General features: G+C 36.6%; 17 protein-coding genes. 14 read left to right on the forward strand and 3 right to left on the reverse strand.

The genetic code is table 11. The features are described 5' to 3' along the window. The first annotated feature begins 339 nt into the window (after positions 1–339). Entirely contained in the window at positions 340–2340 is a 2001-nt protein-coding gene (locus tag HMPREF1864_RS01085) for an S-layer homology domain-containing protein (protein ID WP_062570998.1), read from the forward strand. Between the two features lie 180 nt (positions 2341–2520). Here the strand turns inward: HMPREF1864_RS01085 and HMPREF1864_RS01090 are convergent, their stop codons facing one another. Further along, the gene (locus HMPREF1864_RS01090; RefSeq protein WP_062570999.1) at positions 2521–3555 is read right to left on the reverse strand and encodes a DUF2871 family protein; all 1035 of its coding nucleotides are present in this window, start codon (positions 3553–3555) and stop codon (positions 2521–2523) included. Continuing rightward, complete coding sequence (locus tag HMPREF1864_RS01095; RefSeq protein WP_062571000.1) at positions 3542–4099, reverse strand: TetR/AcrR family transcriptional regulator; 558 nt, start codon at positions 4097–4099, stop codon at positions 3542–3544. Before HMPREF1864_RS01095 ends, HMPREF1864_RS01090 begins: the two co-directional genes overlap by 14 nt. A gap of 536 nt (positions 4100–4635) precedes the next feature. Between HMPREF1864_RS01095 and HMPREF1864_RS01100 the strand changes: the two genes are divergently transcribed. From HMPREF1864_RS01100 to HMPREF1864_RS01135, 8 genes are all read left to right on the forward strand, one after another. Next, positions 4636–5070, forward strand: a complete 435-nt coding sequence (locus HMPREF1864_RS01100; protein WP_062571001.1) for a universal stress protein — start codon at positions 4636–4638, stop codon at positions 5068–5070. Positions 5071–5463: 393 nt separating this feature from the next. Next, entirely contained in the window at positions 5464–6606 is a 1143-nt protein-coding gene (locus HMPREF1864_RS01105) for an acyl-CoA dehydrogenase (protein WP_062571002.1), read from the forward strand. Between the two features lie 18 nt (positions 6607–6624). Then, a complete protein-coding gene (locus HMPREF1864_RS01110; RefSeq protein ID WP_062571003.1) occupies positions 6625–7422 on the forward strand; it encodes an electron transfer flavoprotein subunit beta/FixA family protein in 798 nt (265 codons plus the stop codon). A 13-nt stretch (positions 7423–7435) separates the two neighbouring features. Continuing rightward, a complete protein-coding gene (locus HMPREF1864_RS01115; protein WP_062571004.1) occupies positions 7436–8443 on the forward strand; it encodes an electron transfer flavoprotein subunit alpha/FixB family protein in 1008 nt (335 codons plus the stop codon). A 539-nt stretch (positions 8444–8982) separates the two neighbouring features. Further along, positions 8983–9906 carry a branched-chain amino acid transaminase gene (locus HMPREF1864_RS01120; protein WP_062571005.1) on the forward strand — a complete coding sequence of 308 codons (924 nt, stop codon included), beginning with the start codon at positions 8983–8985 and terminating at the stop codon, positions 9904–9906. A gap of 248 nt (positions 9907–10154) precedes the next feature. Beyond that, the gene (locus HMPREF1864_RS01125) at positions 10155–11282 is read left to right on the forward strand and encodes an FAD:protein FMN transferase (protein WP_062571006.1); all 1128 of its coding nucleotides are present in this window, start codon (positions 10155–10157) and stop codon (positions 11280–11282) included. Between the two features lie 8 nt (positions 11283–11290). Next, positions 11291–11788 (forward strand): hypothetical protein, encoded by a 498-nt coding sequence (locus HMPREF1864_RS01130; RefSeq protein WP_062571007.1) that lies wholly within the window; start codon positions 11291–11293, stop codon positions 11786–11788. A gap of 8 nt (positions 11789–11796) precedes the next feature. Beyond that, positions 11797–12303 carry a phosphatidylglycerophosphatase A family protein gene (locus tag HMPREF1864_RS01135; protein WP_062571008.1) on the forward strand — a complete coding sequence of 169 codons (507 nt, stop codon included), beginning with the start codon at positions 11797–11799 and terminating at the stop codon, positions 12301–12303. A gap of 40 nt (positions 12304–12343) precedes the next feature. On the opposite strand, the gene HMPREF1864_RS01140 is transcribed toward HMPREF1864_RS01135, so the two are convergent. After that, positions 12344–12988 carry a Crp/Fnr family transcriptional regulator gene (locus HMPREF1864_RS01140; protein ID WP_062571009.1) on the reverse strand — a complete coding sequence of 215 codons (645 nt, stop codon included), beginning with the start codon at positions 12986–12988 and terminating at the stop codon, positions 12344–12346. Between the two features lie 116 nt (positions 12989–13104). On the opposite strand from HMPREF1864_RS01140, the gene HMPREF1864_RS01145 reads away from it, so the two are divergent. The 5 genes from HMPREF1864_RS01145 to HMPREF1864_RS01165 all read left to right on the forward strand — a co-directional run bounded on the left by HMPREF1864_RS01145 (position 13105) and on the right by HMPREF1864_RS01165 (position 19390). Beyond that, positions 13105–13377, forward strand: coding sequence for an NAD(P)H-dependent oxidoreductase subunit E (locus HMPREF1864_RS01145; protein WP_019108415.1), 273 nt, complete (start codon positions 13105–13107; stop codon positions 13375–13377). 16 nt (positions 13378–13393) lie between these two features. Then, on the forward strand, positions 13394–14899 hold the full coding sequence (locus HMPREF1864_RS01150; protein WP_062571010.1) for a 4Fe-4S dicluster domain-containing protein: 1506 nt from the start codon (positions 13394–13396) through the stop codon (positions 14897–14899). Between the two features lie 105 nt (positions 14900–15004). Then, the gene (rplM, locus tag HMPREF1864_RS01155; RefSeq protein ID WP_062571011.1) at positions 15005–15433 is read left to right on the forward strand and encodes a 50S ribosomal protein L13; all 429 of its coding nucleotides are present in this window, start codon (positions 15005–15007) and stop codon (positions 15431–15433) included. A 12-nt stretch (positions 15434–15445) separates the two neighbouring features. Continuing rightward, positions 15446–15838, forward strand: coding sequence for a 30S ribosomal protein S9 (gene rpsI, locus HMPREF1864_RS01160; protein WP_062571012.1), 393 nt, complete (start codon positions 15446–15448; stop codon positions 15836–15838). A gap of 126 nt (positions 15839–15964) precedes the next feature. Then, complete coding sequence (locus tag HMPREF1864_RS01165) at positions 15965–19390, forward strand: pyruvate carboxylase (RefSeq protein ID WP_062571013.1); 3426 nt, start codon at positions 15965–15967, stop codon at positions 19388–19390. Positions 19391–19412 lie beyond the last annotated feature (22 nt).

A 19412-nucleotide genomic window follows, 5' to 3' on the forward strand; every position in this document is an offset into this window, starting at 1 on the left:
GGTATTAGGTCCAACTTTATGGGGTCACCACAATCTAAGGGTTGCCTTTTTTATTTGCATTTTTTATTGGCTTGTGATAAATAAAATTTTATTTTTTATTAAGTCCTAGCTTATGAAAAATTATTTTTTATTTGTTAGGGAGAAGCTCACGAAAAATTATTTATGACTTAACAAATAGTTTACTCAAAAGATACACTCGCATAGGTTTATCTACTTTATGTTACAAAAGAATTAAATTTATTAAAATTTTGTAAATTGTAATGAAATTTCAATTGTTTTGGGTATAATAGGCTCAAGGAAAATGTTTTAACAGAAAATATTTTAGATAGGAGGAAACTTATGAAAAACAATAAAATATTAGGACTATTGCTTGCAGGAGTAATGGTAACATCAATTCCATTTAACGTATTTGCAGATAATCAATCTGCTGGAGCAACAAGTGACCAAGCTAACCCAACAGTACAAACTGGTGGACAAAGTGGAACACAAGGCGGTGGAGGATCAGGAACTCAATCTCAAACAGATACAAATACTACAAAGTTTACAGTAACATTCAAAAATGGTGAAGAAACTTTAAAGACTATAGAGGTAAATAACAATGAAGTTGTAAAGGAATCAGAAAAGCCATCAAAGCCTAATTTGGATGGATATACTATCAGTGGTTGGTATATAGATAAAGAATTAAATACTCCTTTTGATCCTAATAAAAAAATAACTGAAAACACAGAACTTTACGCTAAGTTGGAAGAAACAGAAGAACACAAGGCTGAACAAAGAGAAATTTATAGAAAATCAACAAACTTCGACATCACTTCCAATGAATATAGCAATGGAAAATTCACTGGCAAGGTAAGAGACTTAAACGGATATAGTGTAGGTGATGCCACAGTTGAAATCTATGTTAATGGAAGCTATTGGGACAGAGTTTATACTAATTCTAATGGTGATTATAGCTTCGATTTAAGAGACTCTAAATATTATGGAAAGAATTACTGGTATGATTGGGAAACTTATCAAGGAAAGAAAGTTTATACAGACTTAGACGGTCGTCCATACTACAAACTAAGTAATGGCTCCAAAGAATACCTAGACAATTATTATGGAAGAATCTATAAGGTTGAAATTAAGGTTTCAAAGACTGGATTTAATGATGCAACAAAAACTTTAGTTGGCTCAGGTTACTATGGACGTGACTGGTGGTACAACAGATACGACGCTAGAGTTTATCCAACTGACATTTCAAGAACAAACTACTCAGCATCTGGTTACCTAAAGGGTTACAAGACAAGAACAGTTTATGTTTATGACGATGGAACTTATCTAGGCTCTAGTAAAATAGATTCTGATGGCTACTTCAATGTATCTTGGAACTCTCCATACGTTTCAACTTCAAGAAGTCTAGAATACTATGTAAATGGAACTTCTACAAGTAATTCTACTTACTCAATGATTCCAGTTGTAAATGCACTTTCTGCTGGAGCAAGCTTTGTAAGAGGTAATGTAGGTCCTTATGCAGATGTTACTGTTTACGATGCAAATGGAGTAAGACTTGGTGGAACAACTGCAGGCTCAACTGGTATTTACAACATCAGCCTAAACAGAGCCCTAGTAGCAGGCGAAACTATTAAGGTTGAAGCTAAGGAATCTGGAAAAACTTCTAGGTCTACTGAAGTTAAGATTGCAGGTCAAGAAGCAAAGGCTACTGCTGAAGTAAACCAACCTTCTTATATAGCAGGCTATCCTGACGGAACATTTAAACCAGGCAAGGAAGTTACAAGAGCAGAAGCTGTTAGGATGTTTGTAAGACTTGTTAATGAAGGAAAAGAACTTCCTAAGAACCCAACTACTAAGTTTAAAGATGCCAACAACAATTGGTATTCTGATGAAATCAACTTTGCAGTATCTAAGGGCTTCATCAAGGGTTACTCTGATGGAACATTTAAACCTAACCAAGGAATCACTAGGGCAGAATTTGCACAAATGATTGCTGTATTTGTTAAAGATGGTTATCCAGGATCTTCAAACTTCAAGGATGTAAAGGGTCACTGGGCATCTAATGCTATCGAACAACTTTATGGCAGTAAAAAAATCAAGGGTTACTCTGATGGAACATTTAAACCAGATCAAAAACTTACAAGAGCAGAAGCTGTTACAGTTCTAAACTCTGTATTTGGAAGAAACACTAAGGCAACTTCCTTTGCAAATGTAAATGCAAACAGCTTGAAGAAATTCTCTGACGTGCCAATGAGCCACTGGGCATACTATGAAATCATAGACGCTTCCAATGGACACAATGCAGTTAAGGGCGACAAGGCTGAAGACGTAAGTGTTTGGCAATAAATTAAAGATATAGGACGGCTTATGCCGTCTTATTTTTTTGTCCTTTTAGAGAAGGTAAAGAAAAAATTGTGAGATGAAAGTAAAGTGAAAAGAAAACTTAGAAAGTATAATAGAAAACAATAAGCCAATGCAAAATGGCAAAAAAAATCTGCTGGTTTCCCAACAGATTATTTTTATTTATTAAGCTCTTTTAATTTCTCTTGACCTCAAGGCACTTGTGCCAAGTAGGATAATGGAAATTGTGAGAAGGATGTGACCCACTCCACTTATAGAGATAAGTCCTATCTCAGTTAGTCGCATTGGCATAAGTGAATCCACAAGGCCGTGAATAATCATTGAAGTGAATGCCAAGTAAATTCCCAAATTGTAAAGATTAAATAATTTTTTGATTTTTTCATCGGCAAGGTCTGAATTTTTTATCAAGAGATAAAAAATACCTGGAAGGACAAAACCCAAAACAATTAAGTGGGTGTGGGCAAGGGACATATACTTTGTCACTTCAAAGACCTTGCTCAATTCTCTGTAAGATGCCCCCACAAGAATTCCTGAAAGGAGATAGGCGAAGGCATACTCCATGAGGTCCCTCTTAACAAAGTTCCTTTGCAAATTCCTATAAAGCTTTAGGACAATTAAAACATACATAACAGTCTTTGGCATCATAAGCATCCCAACGGAAGGATAAGCCTTTTTGAATAAAACTACGGGGATGTAGAAGAGGAAGCTAAAGAAGACGTAGATGTAAAGCCTCTTAAAGGTCTCAAGATTTCTATTCTTAAACAAGAGGACAATGTCAATTAGACCCATGATTACAAAAGGAAGGTTTGAGATGAGGTCCATATTGGCGTCACTCTTAAAGGACACAAGAACTGTTATAAGTCTTGCCACAAAGAGACCAAGCATTGTGATGTCAAGTCCCTTATTCTTTAAGTCTTTTGTCTTCTTGATGTAGAAGTAAAACAAGAGATAAAAAACTGACATAGTAATAGAAGAAACCCTAGTCCCAATAAAGAGTGAAGTTGAATTAACAACAAAGCCGTTGTCCATGACGTTGGCAATAATTCTTGGGACTAGGTGGAAGGAGTCGCCAAGTCCAAGTAGTAGGGTCATAGCTCCAAGAGTCTTGCTGTCCTCGTGATTTATCAAAAGCATTCTTATGCCGAGAAAGATGACTAGACTTAGGTAAAGTCCGTCAAAAAATATTTCAAATTGATTCATTATTTATACCTCCTAACAACCATTTGATGTAGGTGTCACACACTTCTAAAAATTCTTCCTTGGAATAGTCCCTAGTAATGGACTCCTTTAGAAGCTGGTGGAAGATCGCCATGATAAAGACCATGCGGTGGTAGTTGTCCTTTGACAAGTTTTTTATCAAAAAGTTCTTGCCATGAGTGACAAAGGAATCTTCAAACAAGAAAAATTTTGCAACATATAAGTTTTTTAAATTTTTGCCGTAGAGTTCTTCTGCCAAATAATCTCGGTAGGTCCAAAGGGTCCTTTCAAGGTCGCCCTTGTTTTCCTTGTAGAGGAAATAAAACTTGTGGTGGACCTGACCAGTTTCCCTTTGCAGTAGACTGTCGTAGCAGTCTTCAAGGCTCTCAAAGTATTGGTAGAAGGATCCTCTTGCTATATCAAGTTTTTTTACAATCCCAGATACGCTAATCTTTTTAAGATCTTCTGCCTCAAAGTATTCTTTGAGGCTCTTATAAATCTCTTCTTTTCTCTTTTCGTCTAAGTTATTAAAAGTTTGTTTTGCCATATTACCTCCAAAGTGACACCTTGTCACTTGACTTAATAATAAGTCTATTTATTATATTTGTCAAATTTTTTTATAAGACTATCTTGATTAAAAAATTTGAAAGTAGAGAGAAGGGGGAGCTAAAGAAAGGCTAGTGAAGTTGTGAAGGGGCAAGATTTTATAAAAAGATATTAAGTTGTGGGGGATTGTTACTCTATTCAAATAAGTAGAGTCATAAGATGTTACAAGTTAATAAAAATTGATGAAGTCATAAGATGATAACAACTCAATGAAAGAAAATGAAGTTGTAAGATGTTAGGACTTTATTAAAGACGATGGACTTGTAAGATAGTAGGACTTAGTGAAAGACAAGAAAGTTGTAAGAGAATATAAATCAGTTAAAGACTACAAAGCCATAAGAAAATAAGACTTTATAAAATTTTAAAATTAAAAATTTTAAACTTATTACTTTAATTCTATAAAGAAGTGATTTGTTATTTTAAAAGTCCAAGCCTTAGGGTATAATGAAGATAGAAATAATAAATAGGAGGTAAAAGATGAAAATATTAGTACCAATTGACGGATCAAAGAGTTCAAAGAAATCAATTGACGTTGCAAGAGACATGGGAGAAAAGCTAGGTGCTGAACTACTTATTCTCACAGTAACACCAGAAACTTCTATTTTTGAGCAATATCCAGCGAACTTCAACTTCACACTTGAAATCGATAAGGCAAATGTTGAAAGAGCTGAGATGATACTTAAGGATGCAGAAAGTGATCTAAAGGGTTACCCATTCAAGGTAGAAACTTTTTACACTTCAGGAAATCCTGGCGAACAGATCTGTAAGTTCGCAGAAGAAAAAAATGTAGACTTTATTATAATGGGCAACAGGGGACTAGGTGCTTTCTCAAGAACTCTACTTGGTTCTGTATCAAATAAGGTAATAAATCATTCAAAGAAATCTGTACTTGTTGTTAAGGCGGATATTTAAAAGAAAGGACGGTTATCCGTCCTTTTATTTTGCCCAAAAACAGTTAGGAATCTTTCGAATTTTTCTTTGCAATGAATCATTGATTAAGAAGGCTTAATTAAAATTGAAAAGTTAAGAAATGTATAAAAAACCTTGTCCCAAAGTCTTGGGGCTTTATGAAGATCTATGACTTCATGAAAAATTATTAGACTTAAAGACTTTATAACTTGACAAAGTTTTCAAAATTAAGCCAATATTCTTACTATTAGTTTCTATTTTTATGAAAGAGGAAATTGTTTTAAATAGAAGTTTTAAGTTAAAGAAAGTCTTGAAAAACAAGGACAGAATGATATAATAGAAACGACGTATGTTAATTAAATAACATTCTTTAAATTATTGTTAGGGGGATTTTAAATGGATTTAAAATTGGATAAGGAACATCTATTATTACAACAAATGTATCGTGCTTTTGCTGAAAATGAAGTAGAACCAGTTGCTGCTGATGTAGATGCAACTGAAGAAGTTCCTATGGAAAATGTTAAAAAAATGGCCAGATACGGCTTCTTTGGAATACCATTTCCTAAAGAATACGGTGGACAAGGCGCTGACTACCTAGCTTACGCTATGGCAGTAGAAGAACTTTCTAAGAAATGTGCTACTACTGGTGTAATTGTTTCAGCTCACACTTCACTATGCTGTGCTCCAATTTATGAAAACGGAACAGAAGAACAAAAGAAAAAATACTTACCAGATTTACTAGCAGGTAAAAAAATTGGTGCTTTCGGACTTACAGAACCAGGTGCTGGTACTGACGCAAGTGGACAAAGAACAACTGCAGTACTTGATGGAGACGAATATGTACTTAACGGTTCAAAGATCTTTATCACAAACGCTGGATTTGCTGATGTATTCGTTGTAATCGCAATGACAGACAGATCTAAGGGCAACCATGGAATTTCAGCTTTCATAGTTGAAAGAGGAACTCCAGGATTTACTGTTGGAGAACCAGAAGACAAGATGGGTATAAGAGGATCTTCAACTTGTGAGCTTATTTTTGAAGACTGTAGAATACCAAGGGAAAATCTTCTTGGAAGAGAAGGTAAGGGATTCGCTATCGCTATGAAGACACTTGATGGTGGTAGAATTGGAATCGCATCTCAAGCACTAGGAATTGCTGAAGGTGCAATTGATGAAACTGTAAAATACACTACTGAAAGAAAACAATTCGGCAGAAGAATTTCTCAATTCCAAAACACTCAATTTGAACTTGCAGATATGAAGACAACTGCAGAAGCAGCTCAACTATTAGTTTATAGAGCAGCAGATGCTAAATCATCAGGCCTTCCTTATGGACACTTTGCAGCAATGGCTAAGCTATTTGCAGCTAATGCAGCTAGTGATATTACTAGAAGATGTCTACAATTATTCGGTGGATACGGATACACTCGTGACTATCCAATAGAAAGAATGATGAGAGATGCTAAGATTACAGAAATTTACGAAGGTACATCTGAAGTAATGAAGATGGTTGTATCTAGCTGGATGGGCGTTAAATAATCGGAAGGAGTAATATAAATGAATATAGTAGTATGTATTAAACAAGTACCTGATACTAATGAAGTTAGACTTGACCCTGTTACTAATACACTTATTAGAGATGGTGTGCCAAGTATCATAAACCCTGATGATAAATCAGGTCTAGAAGTTGCACTTAGACTTAAAGATGAAAACCCAGATATCCACGTAACAGTCCTATCAATGGGACCTCCACAAGCTCAAGAAGCAATAAGAGAAGCACTTGCAATGGGAGCTGACGAAGGAATTTTAGTATCTGATAGAGCCTTTGGTGGAGCTGATACATGGGCAACATCTTGTACAATCACTGCAGCACTTCAACACCTAGATTTTGATCTAATCATCTGTGGTAGACAAGCAATCGACGGTGATACAGCACAAGTTGGACCACAAATCGCAGAACACATTGGAGTTCCACAAGTATCTTATGTACAAGAACTTGAACTTGACGATGACAAAAAAGGTATCACAGTTAAGAGACAATTCGAAGATAGATATCACACAATTAATATTAAATTCCCATGCCTAATCACTGCAATAGCAGAATTAGCAGAACCTAGATATATGACAATTGGTAAAGTATTTGAAGCTTACCAAAAGGAAATCAAAGTTTGGGGTCTAGAAGATATTAAAGACAAACTTGACATGGCAAACATAGGACTTAAGGGTTCACCTACAAAAGTTAGAAAATCTTTCCCTAAACAAGGTAAAGGTAAGGGCGTACTTTTAACTGACTTAACTGCTGACGAAGCAGCTCAAGCTATCGTTGCTAAACTTCAAGAAAAGTATATTATCTAATTGGGGGTTTAAAATGAGTAAAGATGTATTTGTATTTATAGAACAAAGAGACAATAAACTTGAAAAAGTTGGTATAGAACTTCTAGGAAAAGCAAGAGAACTTGCTGACGACCTAGGACAAGATGTTGTTGGTGTTTTACTTGGCGAAAAGGTAAAAGACCACGCAGACGTTCTTATTAGACACGGTGCAGACAAGGTTATCGTAGTAGAAGATCCAATGCTAAAGGAATATGTTACTGAACCTTACGCAAAGGCAATAACAAAAATTATCAAGGACAAAGAACCAGAAATCGTAATCTACGGTGCATCATCAATAGGTCGTGACCTTGCTCCAAGACTAGCAGCAAGAATTCACACAGGACTTACTGCTGACTGTACAAAACTAGAAATAGATCCAGAAACTAAGAACCTTATGATGACAAGACCTGCCTTTGGTGGTAACCTAATGGCTACTATCATTTGTGAAGACTTTAGACCACAAATGGCTACAGTAAGACCAGGCGTAATGCAAGCACTTGACAACGACCCATCAAGAAAAGGCGAAGTTGAAGAATTTAAAGTAGACTTCACTGACGCAGATATGAATGTTAAAATTGTTGACATTGCAAAAGAAGAATCTCACAAGAAAGATATCACAGAAGCTAAGATCCTTGTATCTGGTGGACGTGGAATTGGTGGACCAGAAGGATTCAAACCACTTCAAGAACTTGCTGACAAGCTAGAAGCAGAAATCTCTGCATCAAGAGCATCAGTAGACTCTGGTTGGATAACAAAAGATCACCAAGTTGGACAAACTGGTAAGACAGTTAGACCAGAACTTTACTTCGCAATGGGTATCTCTGGAGCAATCCAACACGTTGCAGGTATGGAAGACTCAGACCTTATCATAGCTGTTAACAAGGATCCAGAAGCAGCAATCTTTGAAGTAGCTGACCTAGGAGTAGTTGGAGATATCAACGCAGTTGTTCCAAAACTAATAGAAGCTATTGATAGAGAACAAAGAATTAAAGCAGAAATTTAATCTAAATTAAATCTCAAATTTATAAGAAGAGGCTACAACTTGTAGTCTCTTTTTTGCTGCGAAGATTTATGAGTTACAGTTGCTAAGATGTGGGAGGATAAATAGAATTTACAAAAAAAGGATTAGGGAGGAAGATGTGACAAACTTATAAGGGACTAGGACTTTATAAAAAACTATGGAGAAGTAAAAAATTATGACCTTATAAAAAACTATGGAGGAGTGAAAGTTTATGACTTTATAAAAAATTATAGAGTTATGAAAGTTGACAACTTAGTAAAAAAATTTGACTCATAAGACAAAAGGGCTTAGTGAAAATTTAAAAATAGAAAATTAATAAGTCAAAATAAATCTATATGAAGAGAAAAACTTACAAAAAGAAATAAATAAAAAAAGATAGAAAAAATTTTATGGGTAAAGTTTTTTTAAAATACTAGAATTTTGCACTTAAAAGTGATAAAATACATTTTAATATTTTTAAGTAACATGATAAAGAAAGAGCAACTTAAAAATAAATAAAAAATTAAAGAGAGGGAAGAAAGATGAACCAATCATATGTATTTTATAATGGTGAAATAGTAGAAGAAGAAAAGGTGTCTATAAGCATTAGATCCAAAGTTGTTAACTACGGACTAGGAGTCTTCGAAGGTATTCGTGCTTACTGGAACGAAGAAGATGAACAACTTTACGCTTTCAAACTTGTAGATCACTACAAGAGATTTTTGCAATCAGCAAAAGTTGCTAACTTAGAAGTAGGCTATACAGCAGAAGAACTTGCAGATTACACAATCGAACTTCTAAGAAAAAATGGATTTAGAGAAACAACTTACATCAGACCAATTGCCTACAAAGACGGAAAAACAGTTGGCATTAGTCTACACGGACACGAAGATGACTGTGTAGTTATTTACTTACAACCTATGGGAAAATATATAGACAGAGAAGCCTTCAAAGTAAAGGTATCATCTTGGGTTAGAATAGCAGATAACATGTTGCCACCTAGAACAAAGGCTACAGCAGGCTACCTAAACTCAGCCCTAGCATCCTTTGAAGCAACAAAAAACGGTTACGATGAAGCAGTCCTACTAAATAGAAATGGCTTTGTATGTGAAGGCCCAGGAGAAAATATCTTCCTATACAAGAAAGGAAAGTTAATGACTCCTCCAGCATCAGATGACATCCTAGAAGGAATAACAAGAGATATTGTAATGAGACTTGCAAAAGAAGAACTAGGAATTGAATGTGTAGAAAAATCTGTTGCAAGAACAGAACTTTACAACGCAGACGAAGTATTCTTCTCAGGAACAGCTATGGAAGTTGCTCCAGTAGTTGAAGTTGATGATATAAAAGTTGCTGATGGAAAACCAGGCAAGGTATGTCTAGAACTTAAAAAACTTTTTGCAGACCTAACACATGGTAAAAATCCAAAATATATGGAATACTTAAGACCAGTTTACGAAAAATAAATCTTCAATCTTATGAGAAATTAGTCAGTGGATCAGTCCGCTGACTTTTTTTATTGGGTAAAAGGTCAAAAGATTTTAAATTTATCTTATATAGGATGGAGCTAGGAATTAAAATCTCAACTCATTAAAATCCATTAAAAATAAATTTTAAACTTTTAAAAGAAGGGCAAGTCCCACAAGCCAGATCCTAAGCTTAAAGTTGTTGAAAAAATGGCGACTTAAATGGTATTATAGAGAAAGGTGATATTATGAAAAAAACTTTATTGGCACTATGCCTTAGCGGTCTTTTACTTTTATCTGGCTGCAAGGACAAGGATGCTGGAAACATAAAAAAGGAAGACGTAAAGGCAAACCAAGAGGTGGCTTCCATTGAAGTCAACAAGGATGGCTTGAAGCAAGAAATTGAATTTTACGGCACTTTCGACACAGTGGTAAAGATTGCCATCTACACCGACGATGACAAGTTTGCTAAGGAAAACTTGACTTATGCCAAGGAAAGATATGAAGAACTTCACAAACTTTTTGACAACTACAAGACTTATCCAGGTCTTGTAAATGTCAAGACAATTAACGACAATGCGGGAATTAAGCCAGTGGTTGTTAATGACACCTTGTTTAAACTAATCAAGGATTCTATTGACGACTACAACAACATTTCTCACAACACAAACATTGCCTTGGGACCTGTGACAAAACTTTGGAATGAGTTCAGCGAACTTTACGATGGAGGTAAGACTAAGAAAGAAGTCATTGCCCTAAAGGGTGAGGCCCTTCCAAGTGATAAGGAACTTGAAAAGTTACGTCCTTTTACAGACGTAGGTAAGATTAAACTAGATGAAGAGAAAAATGAAGTTTACCTTGAAAAGGGAATGGCACTTGACCTTGGTGCGACTGCCAAGGGATTTGCAACTGAACTTGTGGCAAGAGAACTTGAAGATAGGGGAGTTAAGTCCTCTATAATTTCTGCTGGTGGTAATGTTAGAATTATTGGTAGGCCAATAGATGGCAGGGACAACTTCAATATTGGAATTCAAAACCCAAATTTAGAAAGTCCTGAAAATATTTTGACATCCTTAAATGTTACTAACACTTCCATAGTTACAAGTGGTGACTACCAAAGGTATTTTGACCTTGACGGCGTGAGATACTGCCACATCATCGACCCTGATACCTTGAAGCCAGCCCATGAAATCAAGTCCGCAACTGTAATCAAAGAAGACTCTGGCCTTTGTGACTTCCTATCAACTGCTGCCTTTAATTCAAGTGACGAGGAAATACAAGCCTTGTCAGACAAAACTGGTGCTGCAATTATTTGGGTAGACAAGGATATGAATATAAAGGCAACAGAAAATGCAAGCAAATATATTAATGAGTAGGTCCTGAGATGAGAAATAACACTAGAGCTTTAATTTTTCACATCTTAATAGTTTTTATAACCTTTGCCCTTGCTTGCTTGATTAACTTATCCAGCCAAGTGAGGAACCTTGTCTATGGCAACCTTGCCTTTAGAGTTATTTTAGTGGCCCTTATTCTGATCCTCTACTTTAATTTTGGCAAGGGACTATCAAAGAAGAATGCAAGGAGCTTGGACTTTCTAGCAGGCAATTTAATCTGGCTAATTGGTCTTGTCCTATTTGCCTTTGCCTTTGTGGGCCTGGGAAGAGAAGTCTTTTCAAGGTCAGTGGGAGGGTCCTATTGGAAGTTCCCCTTAGAATTCTTTTTGATGCCACAGGTTTATGCTATTAAGATTTTGGGGATTGCTTACAACCCCCTAAGCCTTTTTGTAGCAAGTCTTGTTCCTGGATTTATCTATGGAATCTCAATTAAAATTTCAAGAGCCAAGATGATGAGAAGAAGCAAGGCGAGAATGAGAAGAAGATAGGAGAATCTATGAAGGATAAATTATATAAATATGACATGGAAGAACTCTACCAACTTACAGTCAAGAGACTAGAGGACTTTGGAATAGAGTTAATAGAAATTGCAAAACTTGTCCAAGAGCTTCAAGGAGATTATATTAGTGATTTAAGTCTGGAAAGGTGCCTTGAAAGTGTAGAAAGTGTTGTTAGGAAGAGGGAATCTATCCACGCAATCCTAACAGGACTTGCCCTAGACGACTTGGCAAATGAAGGCAAGCTACCTGAACCCTTGCTATCAATAATAAGAGATGACGAGGGACTTTATGGAATTGATGAGATACTTACCCTTGGGATTGTAAATATGTATGGGACAATTGGTCTTACAAACTTTGGTTATCTTGATAAGAAAAAAATTGGCATAATCAAAGACTTAGATGAAAAGAAAAAAGTAGAAAGAGTGACTACTTTTGCCGATGACTTGGTGGCAGCCATAGCTGCAGCAGCCTGTGCAAGAGTAGCCCATCAAAACAAAGAATAAATTATTAATTAAAATTTTAAAATTGAAAAAGAAAATAAAATTATAAAATGCGGAAGGTCTTGTTGTGATAATCAATGAGGCCTTCTTTTTTTAGTTTCGAAAGTTCACGAGATAGTGAAGACCGATTCAAGTTCAAAAACTGTGCAAGCTCGCTAATGTTAAAATCAATTGTAAAATATTTTGACTTCCTCTTGCGAGCCTCACTAGATAGAAAATATAAAATTTTGGCACGAGATGAAGGAAGACTAAGTAGGTTAAGCTTGTCACGCATAAATAAATTTTTACCCGCCAAGATTTTTATTAGATTGTCTTGGACCTTTAATAGAGAAGATGAAGCTGATGACTTGTAAGCCTTGTAGTCAAAGAAAATAACTTCAGAGTCACAAGCTGCCACCACAGACAAAGGGATCTCGCCCACATCTCTTATCAAGACAGACTCGGCAAAGAGGGCAGGGCCAGTTAACTTTGATAAGATTGCCTTGTTGCCAAAGACGTCTTCAAGAGACAAGTCCACTTGACCCCTTAGTAGGATGCCAAAATAATTTATCTCATCACCAATAGTAAAAATAATTTCTCTTGACTCATAAGTCTTCACATCAGATAAATATTTTTTTATTTCTATTAACTCTTCATCATCAAGGCCCTTAAAGAGAGTCAAATTTTTTAAAATTTCAATGTTTTTCATATTCCACCTCTTCTATATTTTAGCACTTTTAATATAATTATCATAAATTAATTATAATGATTGAAGAAATGATTGTTAAATGTTAAACTATCCTTATAGAGTGATGAGGAGGATATATGAAAGTTACTATTTGTATGGGTGCTAGATGCACTCTTATGGGAGCAAATGCTATTTACGATGCAGTAGAGTACTTACAAGATCATTTGTGCGGACCAGAGTCCGAACTATGTTCTGCTGAAAACTTAGAAATTGAATTTGCACATTGTCTAAACTATTGCAAGATTCACAACAACGAAGCATCACCAGTTGTCATCGTAGACGACGAGATAATGCTAAAGGCTACTGCACAAGAAGTTAGTGCAAAAATAATTGATAAATTAAGAATATAAGTAATAAGGGGAAACGATGAAAGAAATTTATGGAACACTTGTCGACATCAGAAGAAAAGTTTTTGCTGAAGTTGCAAGAATTGCCTATAATGATTTAGATATATCTGCCCTGGAAGAATCCAGCTACAAGATAGTACCTGGCGAAGTGGCAAAATATAGAAGTGATATTTTTAGAGAAAGGGCAGTTGTCGACGAAAGACTTAGACTAGCGATGGGGCTAGATGTTAGAGAGATTGGCGTATTTAAAAATGTAACAGACGGCTTTGACAAGGTTGATATAGACACCAACGCTTACCAAAAACCACTAATAAACGTAATAAAATTTGGTTGCGAAGCTTGTCCAACAAAGGCATACTACACAACAGACAATTGTAGAAAGTGTATAGCCCACCCTTGTATAAATGTTTGTCCAGTCAATGCCATTTCTATGGGTAAAGATAGAACAATTATCGACAAAGATAAATGCGTAAGATGTGGAAGATGCCATGACGCTTGTCCATATTCTGCAATAGTAAAGTACGACAGACCATGTGCAGCTGCTTGTGGGGTTAATGCCATTTCATCAGACGAATTTGGCAGAGCAGAAATAGATCATGAAAAGTGCGTAGCTTGTGGAAGATGTATAGCAGAATGTCCTTTTGGAGCAATCTCAGACAAGACACAAATCTTCCAACTTATAAAGGCAATCAAATCAGGCAAGAAAGTTTACGGAGCCATAGCACCATCCTACATAGGACAATTTGGTGCCAACGTAAGTGCAGAACAAATAATAGAAGCAATAAAACAACTAGGCTTTGAAGATGTACTAGAAGTTGCCCTTGGAGCCGACCTTACAACACTACACGAAGCAAAAGAATACCTAGAAAGAGTGCCAAAAGACATTCCATTTATGGGTACAAGCTGTTGCTTCTCCTGGACCCTAATGATAAAAAATGAATTCCCAGAATTCTTTGAACAAGTATCAGACTCAGGCTCACCAATGAGATACACAGCCAACCACATAAAGGCCAAGGACCCAGATGCAGTAGTAGTATTTATAGGACCATGTACATCAAAGAAACTTGAAGCCATAGATACAAAGGTAAAATCAGACGTAGACTTTGTAATAACCTTTGAAGAACTAATGGGAATGTTCGTAGCAAAGGACATAGAACCATCAGAAATAAAAGTAGAAAAAGTAGTAGATGACGGATCAGCCCTTGGTAGAGGATACCCAATAGCAGGTGGCGTAGCCGAATCAGTAAAAGTAGTAGCAGAAAAACTTGCACCAGAAAGAGACATCCACATCCAAGGAGCACATACCCTTGCAGAATGTAAGAAGATGTTAAAAATTGCCAAGGCAGGCAAGCTAGACGGCTACCTACTAGAAGGTATGGCATGCCCAGGTGGATGTGTAGCAGGAGTGGGAACAATAGCTTCAGTAAATAGAGTTAAGAAGCAAATTGAAAAATTCAAGAAGGACTCAGCTTATCCAACACCACTTGAAAATGTAAACATCGAAAAAGAAAGAGAAAGTATTTAAGAAAAATTCCCATAAATATTGACAAGATAGACTTAATAGTCTAAAATAAGTGTCATGTTTAAAAAGCCCCGGAATAATTTTTAAACTATTTAGGAGGAAAATTCATTGAAAAGCTATATGGCTAAAGCAAATGAAGTTGAAAGAAAATGGTATGTTATCGACGCCGAAGGAAAAATCCTTGGTAGATTAGCATCAGAAATTGCAAGTGTTTTAAGAGGAAAGAGAAAACCTATCTTTACACCACATGTGGACTGTGGAGACTTCGTTATCGTTATAAACGCAGACAAAGTAGTATTGACAGGTAACAAACTAAACCAAAAAATTCACGCATATCACACTGGATACCCAGGTGGAAGAAAAGAAATTGTGTACGCAGAAATGATGGAAAAGAGACCAGAAAAAGTTATCGAACTAGCAGTTAAGGGAATGCTTCCTAAGAACAGACTAGGCAGAAAGATGATCAAAAAACTTAAAGTTTACACTGGAAACGAACATCCACACGCAGCACAAGCACCTGAAGTTTATGAATTTTAATTGGAGGTAAGAATGGAAACTATACAATACAGAGGTACTGGAAGAAGAAAAAAATCCATCGCCCAAGTTAGACTTCTACCTGGCAATGGAAAATTTATTATCAATGGTAAAGATATCGAAGAATACTTTGATTTTGAAACACTAAGAATAGTTGCAAAAGAACCACTAGAACTTACAGAAACAGAAGCATCCTTCGATGTAATCGTAAAAGTAATCGGTGGAGGATACTCAGGACAAGCAGGAGCTGTTAGACACGGCGTTGCTAGAGCCCTACTAGAAGTAGATCCAGAATACAGATCAGTTCTTAAAAAAGCAGGATATCTAACAAGAGATCCAAGAATGAAGGAAAGAAAGAAATACGGTCTTAAAAAGGCTAGAAAATCTCCTCAATTCTCAAAGAGATAATTTTATATCGTTTTACAAGAGCCCTCGCAAGAGGGTTCTTTTTTGTGTGACCAATTCCTTATACATTACTTCTACAATTTACTTTGTTTTTGATGTATAATATCTAAAACTAAAAGGGAGGAAATTATGAAGAAGTTCAAAAGAATTTTAGTTGCTAATCGTGGAGAGATTGCCATTAGAATTTTCAGGGCAGCAAGAGAAATGGGGATTCGCTCTGTTGCCATTTATTCTGAAGAGGACAGACTGGCACTCTTTAGGACAAAGGCTGACGAGTCTTACGAGATTGGCAAGGGCAAGTCACCTCTTGATGCCTACCTAGACATTGACGAGATAATTAGTCTTGCAAAGAAGAAGGGTGTTGATGCCATCCACCCTGGCTACGGATTTTTGTCAGAAAATCCTGAGTTCGCAAGGAAGTGTAAGGAAGAGGGGATTACTTTTATTGGACCAAGTCCAGAGGTTATGGAAAAGCTTGGGGACAAGATCACTTCAAAGATTGTTGCAAAGGAAGCTGGTGTTGCAACTATTCCTGGGATTGAGAAACCTATTCGCAACGAGGAAGAGGCTCTTCTCTTTGCAAGGTCTTGCGGCTATCCTGTTATGATTAAGGCTGCTGCTGGTGGTGGCGGAAGGGGCATGAGAATTGCCCAGAGCCAAGATGAACTTTTGGATAAGTTCCAATCTGCCAAGAACGAAGCAAAAAAAGCCTTTGGGGATGACTCAATGTTTATTGAAAAGTATCTTCACAAGCCAAAGCACATTGAAGTGCAAATTTTGGGAGATGAGTATGGCAACATTGTTCATCTTTATGAAAGGGACTGCTCTATCCAAAGACGTCACCAAAAGGTTATTGAATACACTCCAGCCTTTTCTCTTCCAGTGGAACTAAGAGAAGAAATTTGCCAAGATGCCCTTAAGATTGCAAGGTCTATTGGTTATTCTAACGCTGGGACTGTTGAATTTTTAGTTGACTCCAAGGGAGACCACTACTTTATAGAAGTTAACCCAAGAGTCCAAGTTGAGCACACTGTTACAGAAATGTGCACTGACATTGATATTGTTCAGTCACAAATTCTTGTTGCCATGGGCTACAGGCTTGACAGCCAAGAAATTGGAATCAGCAGTCAAGATGCCATTGACCACAGGGGTTTTTCTATCCAATGTCGTGTCACAACAGAAGATCCTCTCAACAACTTTATGCCAGACACTGGGCAAATTAATTTATACAGGTCATCTTCTGGTTTTGGGGTAAGGCTTGACGGTGGCAACGGCTTTACTGGTGCAGTGATTTCGCCTTATTACGATTCTCTTCTTGTAAAGGTAATTACTGAGGCAAGGACTTGGAAGGATGCCATAAGAAAGGCAAAGAGATCTCTTTCTGAACTAAAGGTTGGTGGAGTTAAGACTAATATTGGTTTCTTGTTAAATGTTTTAAATACCAAAGAGTTTGAAGAGGGAACTTGCGACACAGGTTTTATCGAAGAGCATCCAGAGTTGTTTGAGATTAAGTCTTCCAAGGACAAGGAACTTAGACTAATGAAAATTATTGGAGAGAGAGTTGTCAATGACACTAAGACTCTTGAGAAAAATTTTGATGTTCCTCAAGTTCCAAGTTTTGAAAGGAAGGACTTCAAGGGTTACAAGCAAATTTTTGATGAACTTGGACCTGATGGAATTAAGGATCATATCCTAAAGGAAAAGAAGCTTCTCTTAACTGATACAAGTATGCGTGACGCCCACCAATCACTTATGGCTACAAGGATGAGGACTATTGACCTTGTGAAGATTGCTGAGGCTATGAACTACAACATGGACAAGTTATTTTCTGTAGAAATGTGGGGCGGGGCAACCTTTGATGTTGCTTATAGGTTCCTCCACGAAGATCCATGGGAAAGGTTGAGACTCCTTCGTGAAAGGATGCCAAATATGCTTTTGCAAATGCTGATTCGTGGCAACAACACAGTGGGCTACAAAAATTATCCAGACAATGTTGTTGTTAAGTTTATAAAAGAGTCTGCGAAAAATGGGGTTGACCTCTTTAGGGTTTTTGATTCACTTAACTGGCTTGACGGTATGAGGCTTTCTATTGACCAAGTGCTTGAAAATGGGAAAATTGCAGAGGCAACAATGTGCTACACTGGGGACATCCTTGATGAGAAGAGGGACAAGTATTCTATTAAGTATTATGTTGACTTTGCCAAGGAACTTGAAAGGACTGGGGCACAAATTCTCGGCATCAAGGATATGTCTGGTCTATTAAAACCTTATGCAGCTAAGAAGTTAATCAAGAACTTAAAGGAAGAAGTGGGTCTTCCAATCCACCTTCACACTCACGACACAACTGGCAACGGGGTTGCCACAATCTTGCAGGCAACTGAAGCTGGAGTTGATATTGCTGACACAGCAGTTAACTCTATGAGTGGGCTTACTTCACAACCTGCCCTAAACTCAGTTGTCGCTGCCCTTAAAAACACTGAAAGGGATACAGAAATCGACTTAGACAAGGTAGAGGATATTTCAAAATATTGGGCTGCAGTTAGACCAGTTTATGCAAACTTTGAATCTGATTTGAAGTCAGGTTCTACAGAAATTTATAAGTATGAAATTCCTGGGGGACAATATTCAAACCTAAAGCCACAAGTTGAATCCTTTGGACTTGGTCACAAGTTTAAGGACGTTAAGGAAATGTACAAGCGAGTCAACGAAATGGTGGGAGATATTGTAAAGGTTACTCCTTCATCAAAAATGGTTGGGGACTTTGCCATTTTTATGGTGCAAAATGAACTCACTCCAGAAAATATTTTGGAAAAGGGCAAGAACCTCGACTATCCTGACTCTGTTATGACTTACTTTAGGGGTATGATGGGTCAACCTTATGGAGGCTTTCCTAAGGACCTACAAAAAATGATTCTTAAGGGAGAAAGTCCAATTACAAAAAGACCTGGAGAACTCTTAGAGGATGAGGACTTTGATAAAATTAAAAGACATTTGGAAGATAAGGGAATAAGTCCAAGTGAAGAAGATATAATTTCTTCAGCCCTATATCCAAAGGTCTTTGATGACTACCTTGACTATATAAAAGAAAATGGTGAAGTAACAAGAATTGGGTCCGACGTATTCTTCCATGGACTTATGGAAGGCGAGTCAACAGAAATTTCTCTTGAAGAAGGTAAGACTTTAATTGTAACTTTAATTGAAGTTGGTAAACTATTAGAAGATGGAACAAGAAACCTAACTTTTGAAATAAATGGATCAAGAAGGACTATTAAGATCAAGGACGAAACTGTAAAGGCAGGAGAAAGTCTTGGAGAAGAAAAAATTTATGCCGATCCAAAGAATGAAAAGGAAGTTGGTTCATCAATACCGGGCAAGATTGTAAAAGTTCTTGTGTCTGAAGGCGACGAAGTTAAAAAGGGAGACAGCCTTTTTGTTGCTGAAGCCATGAAGATGGAAACAAATATTGTTGCAAACATTGATGGAAAAGTTAAAGATATAAGAGTAAGAGAAGGCGACATGGTGGAAAGTGGTCAGCTATTATTGTACTTTGAATAAAAAATTTTCTCTGGGGTAATTT

It is taken from the genome of Peptoniphilus sp. DNF00840 (genome assembly GCF_001553125.1).
Classification (GTDB): domain Bacteria; phylum Bacillota; class Clostridia; order Tissierellales; family Peptoniphilaceae; genus Peptoniphilus_A; species Peptoniphilus_A vaginalis.

Coding starts and splice junctions, on each gene's coding strand:
- HMPREF1864_RS01110 (WP_062571003.1), top strand. CDS start 6,625: ATGAATATAGTAGTATGTATTAAACAAGTACCTGATACTAATGAAGTT.
- HMPREF1864_RS01130 (WP_062571007.1), top strand. CDS start 11,291: ATGAGAAATAACACTAGAGCTTTAATTTTTCACATCTTAATAGTTTTT.
- HMPREF1864_RS01120 (WP_062571005.1), top strand. CDS start 8,983: ATGAACCAATCATATGTATTTTATAATGGTGAAATAGTAGAAGAAGAA.
- HMPREF1864_RS01085 (WP_062570998.1), top strand. CDS start 340: ATGAAAAACAATAAAATATTAGGACTATTGCTTGCAGGAGTAATGGTA.
- HMPREF1864_RS01100 (WP_062571001.1), top strand. CDS start 4,636: ATGAAAATATTAGTACCAATTGACGGATCAAAGAGTTCAAAGAAATCA.
- HMPREF1864_RS01165 (WP_062571013.1), top strand. CDS start 15,965: ATGAAGAAGTTCAAAAGAATTTTAGTTGCTAATCGTGGAGAGATTGCC.
- HMPREF1864_RS01140 (WP_062571009.1), bottom strand. CDS start 12,988: ATGAAAAACATTGAAATTTTAAAAAATTTGACTCTCTTTAAGGGCCTT.
- HMPREF1864_RS01135 (WP_062571008.1), top strand. CDS start 11,797: ATGAAGGATAAATTATATAAATATGACATGGAAGAACTCTACCAACTT.
- HMPREF1864_RS01150 (WP_062571010.1), top strand. CDS start 13,394: ATGAAAGAAATTTATGGAACACTTGTCGACATCAGAAGAAAAGTTTTT.
- HMPREF1864_RS01105 (WP_062571002.1), top strand. CDS start 5,464: ATGGATTTAAAATTGGATAAGGAACATCTATTATTACAACAAATGTAT.
- rpsI (WP_062571012.1), top strand. CDS start 15,446: ATGGAAACTATACAATACAGAGGTACTGGAAGAAGAAAAAAATCCATC.
- HMPREF1864_RS01125 (WP_062571006.1), top strand. CDS start 10,155: ATGAAAAAAACTTTATTGGCACTATGCCTTAGCGGTCTTTTACTTTTA.
- HMPREF1864_RS01095 (WP_062571000.1), bottom strand. CDS start 4,099: ATGGCAAAACAAACTTTTAATAACTTAGACGAAAAGAGAAAAGAAGAG.
- HMPREF1864_RS01145 (WP_019108415.1), top strand. CDS start 13,105: ATGAAAGTTACTATTTGTATGGGTGCTAGATGCACTCTTATGGGAGCA.
- HMPREF1864_RS01115 (WP_062571004.1), top strand. CDS start 7,436: ATGAGTAAAGATGTATTTGTATTTATAGAACAAAGAGACAATAAACTT.
- HMPREF1864_RS01090 (WP_062570999.1), bottom strand. CDS start 3,555: ATGAATCAATTTGAAATATTTTTTGACGGACTTTACCTAAGTCTAGTC.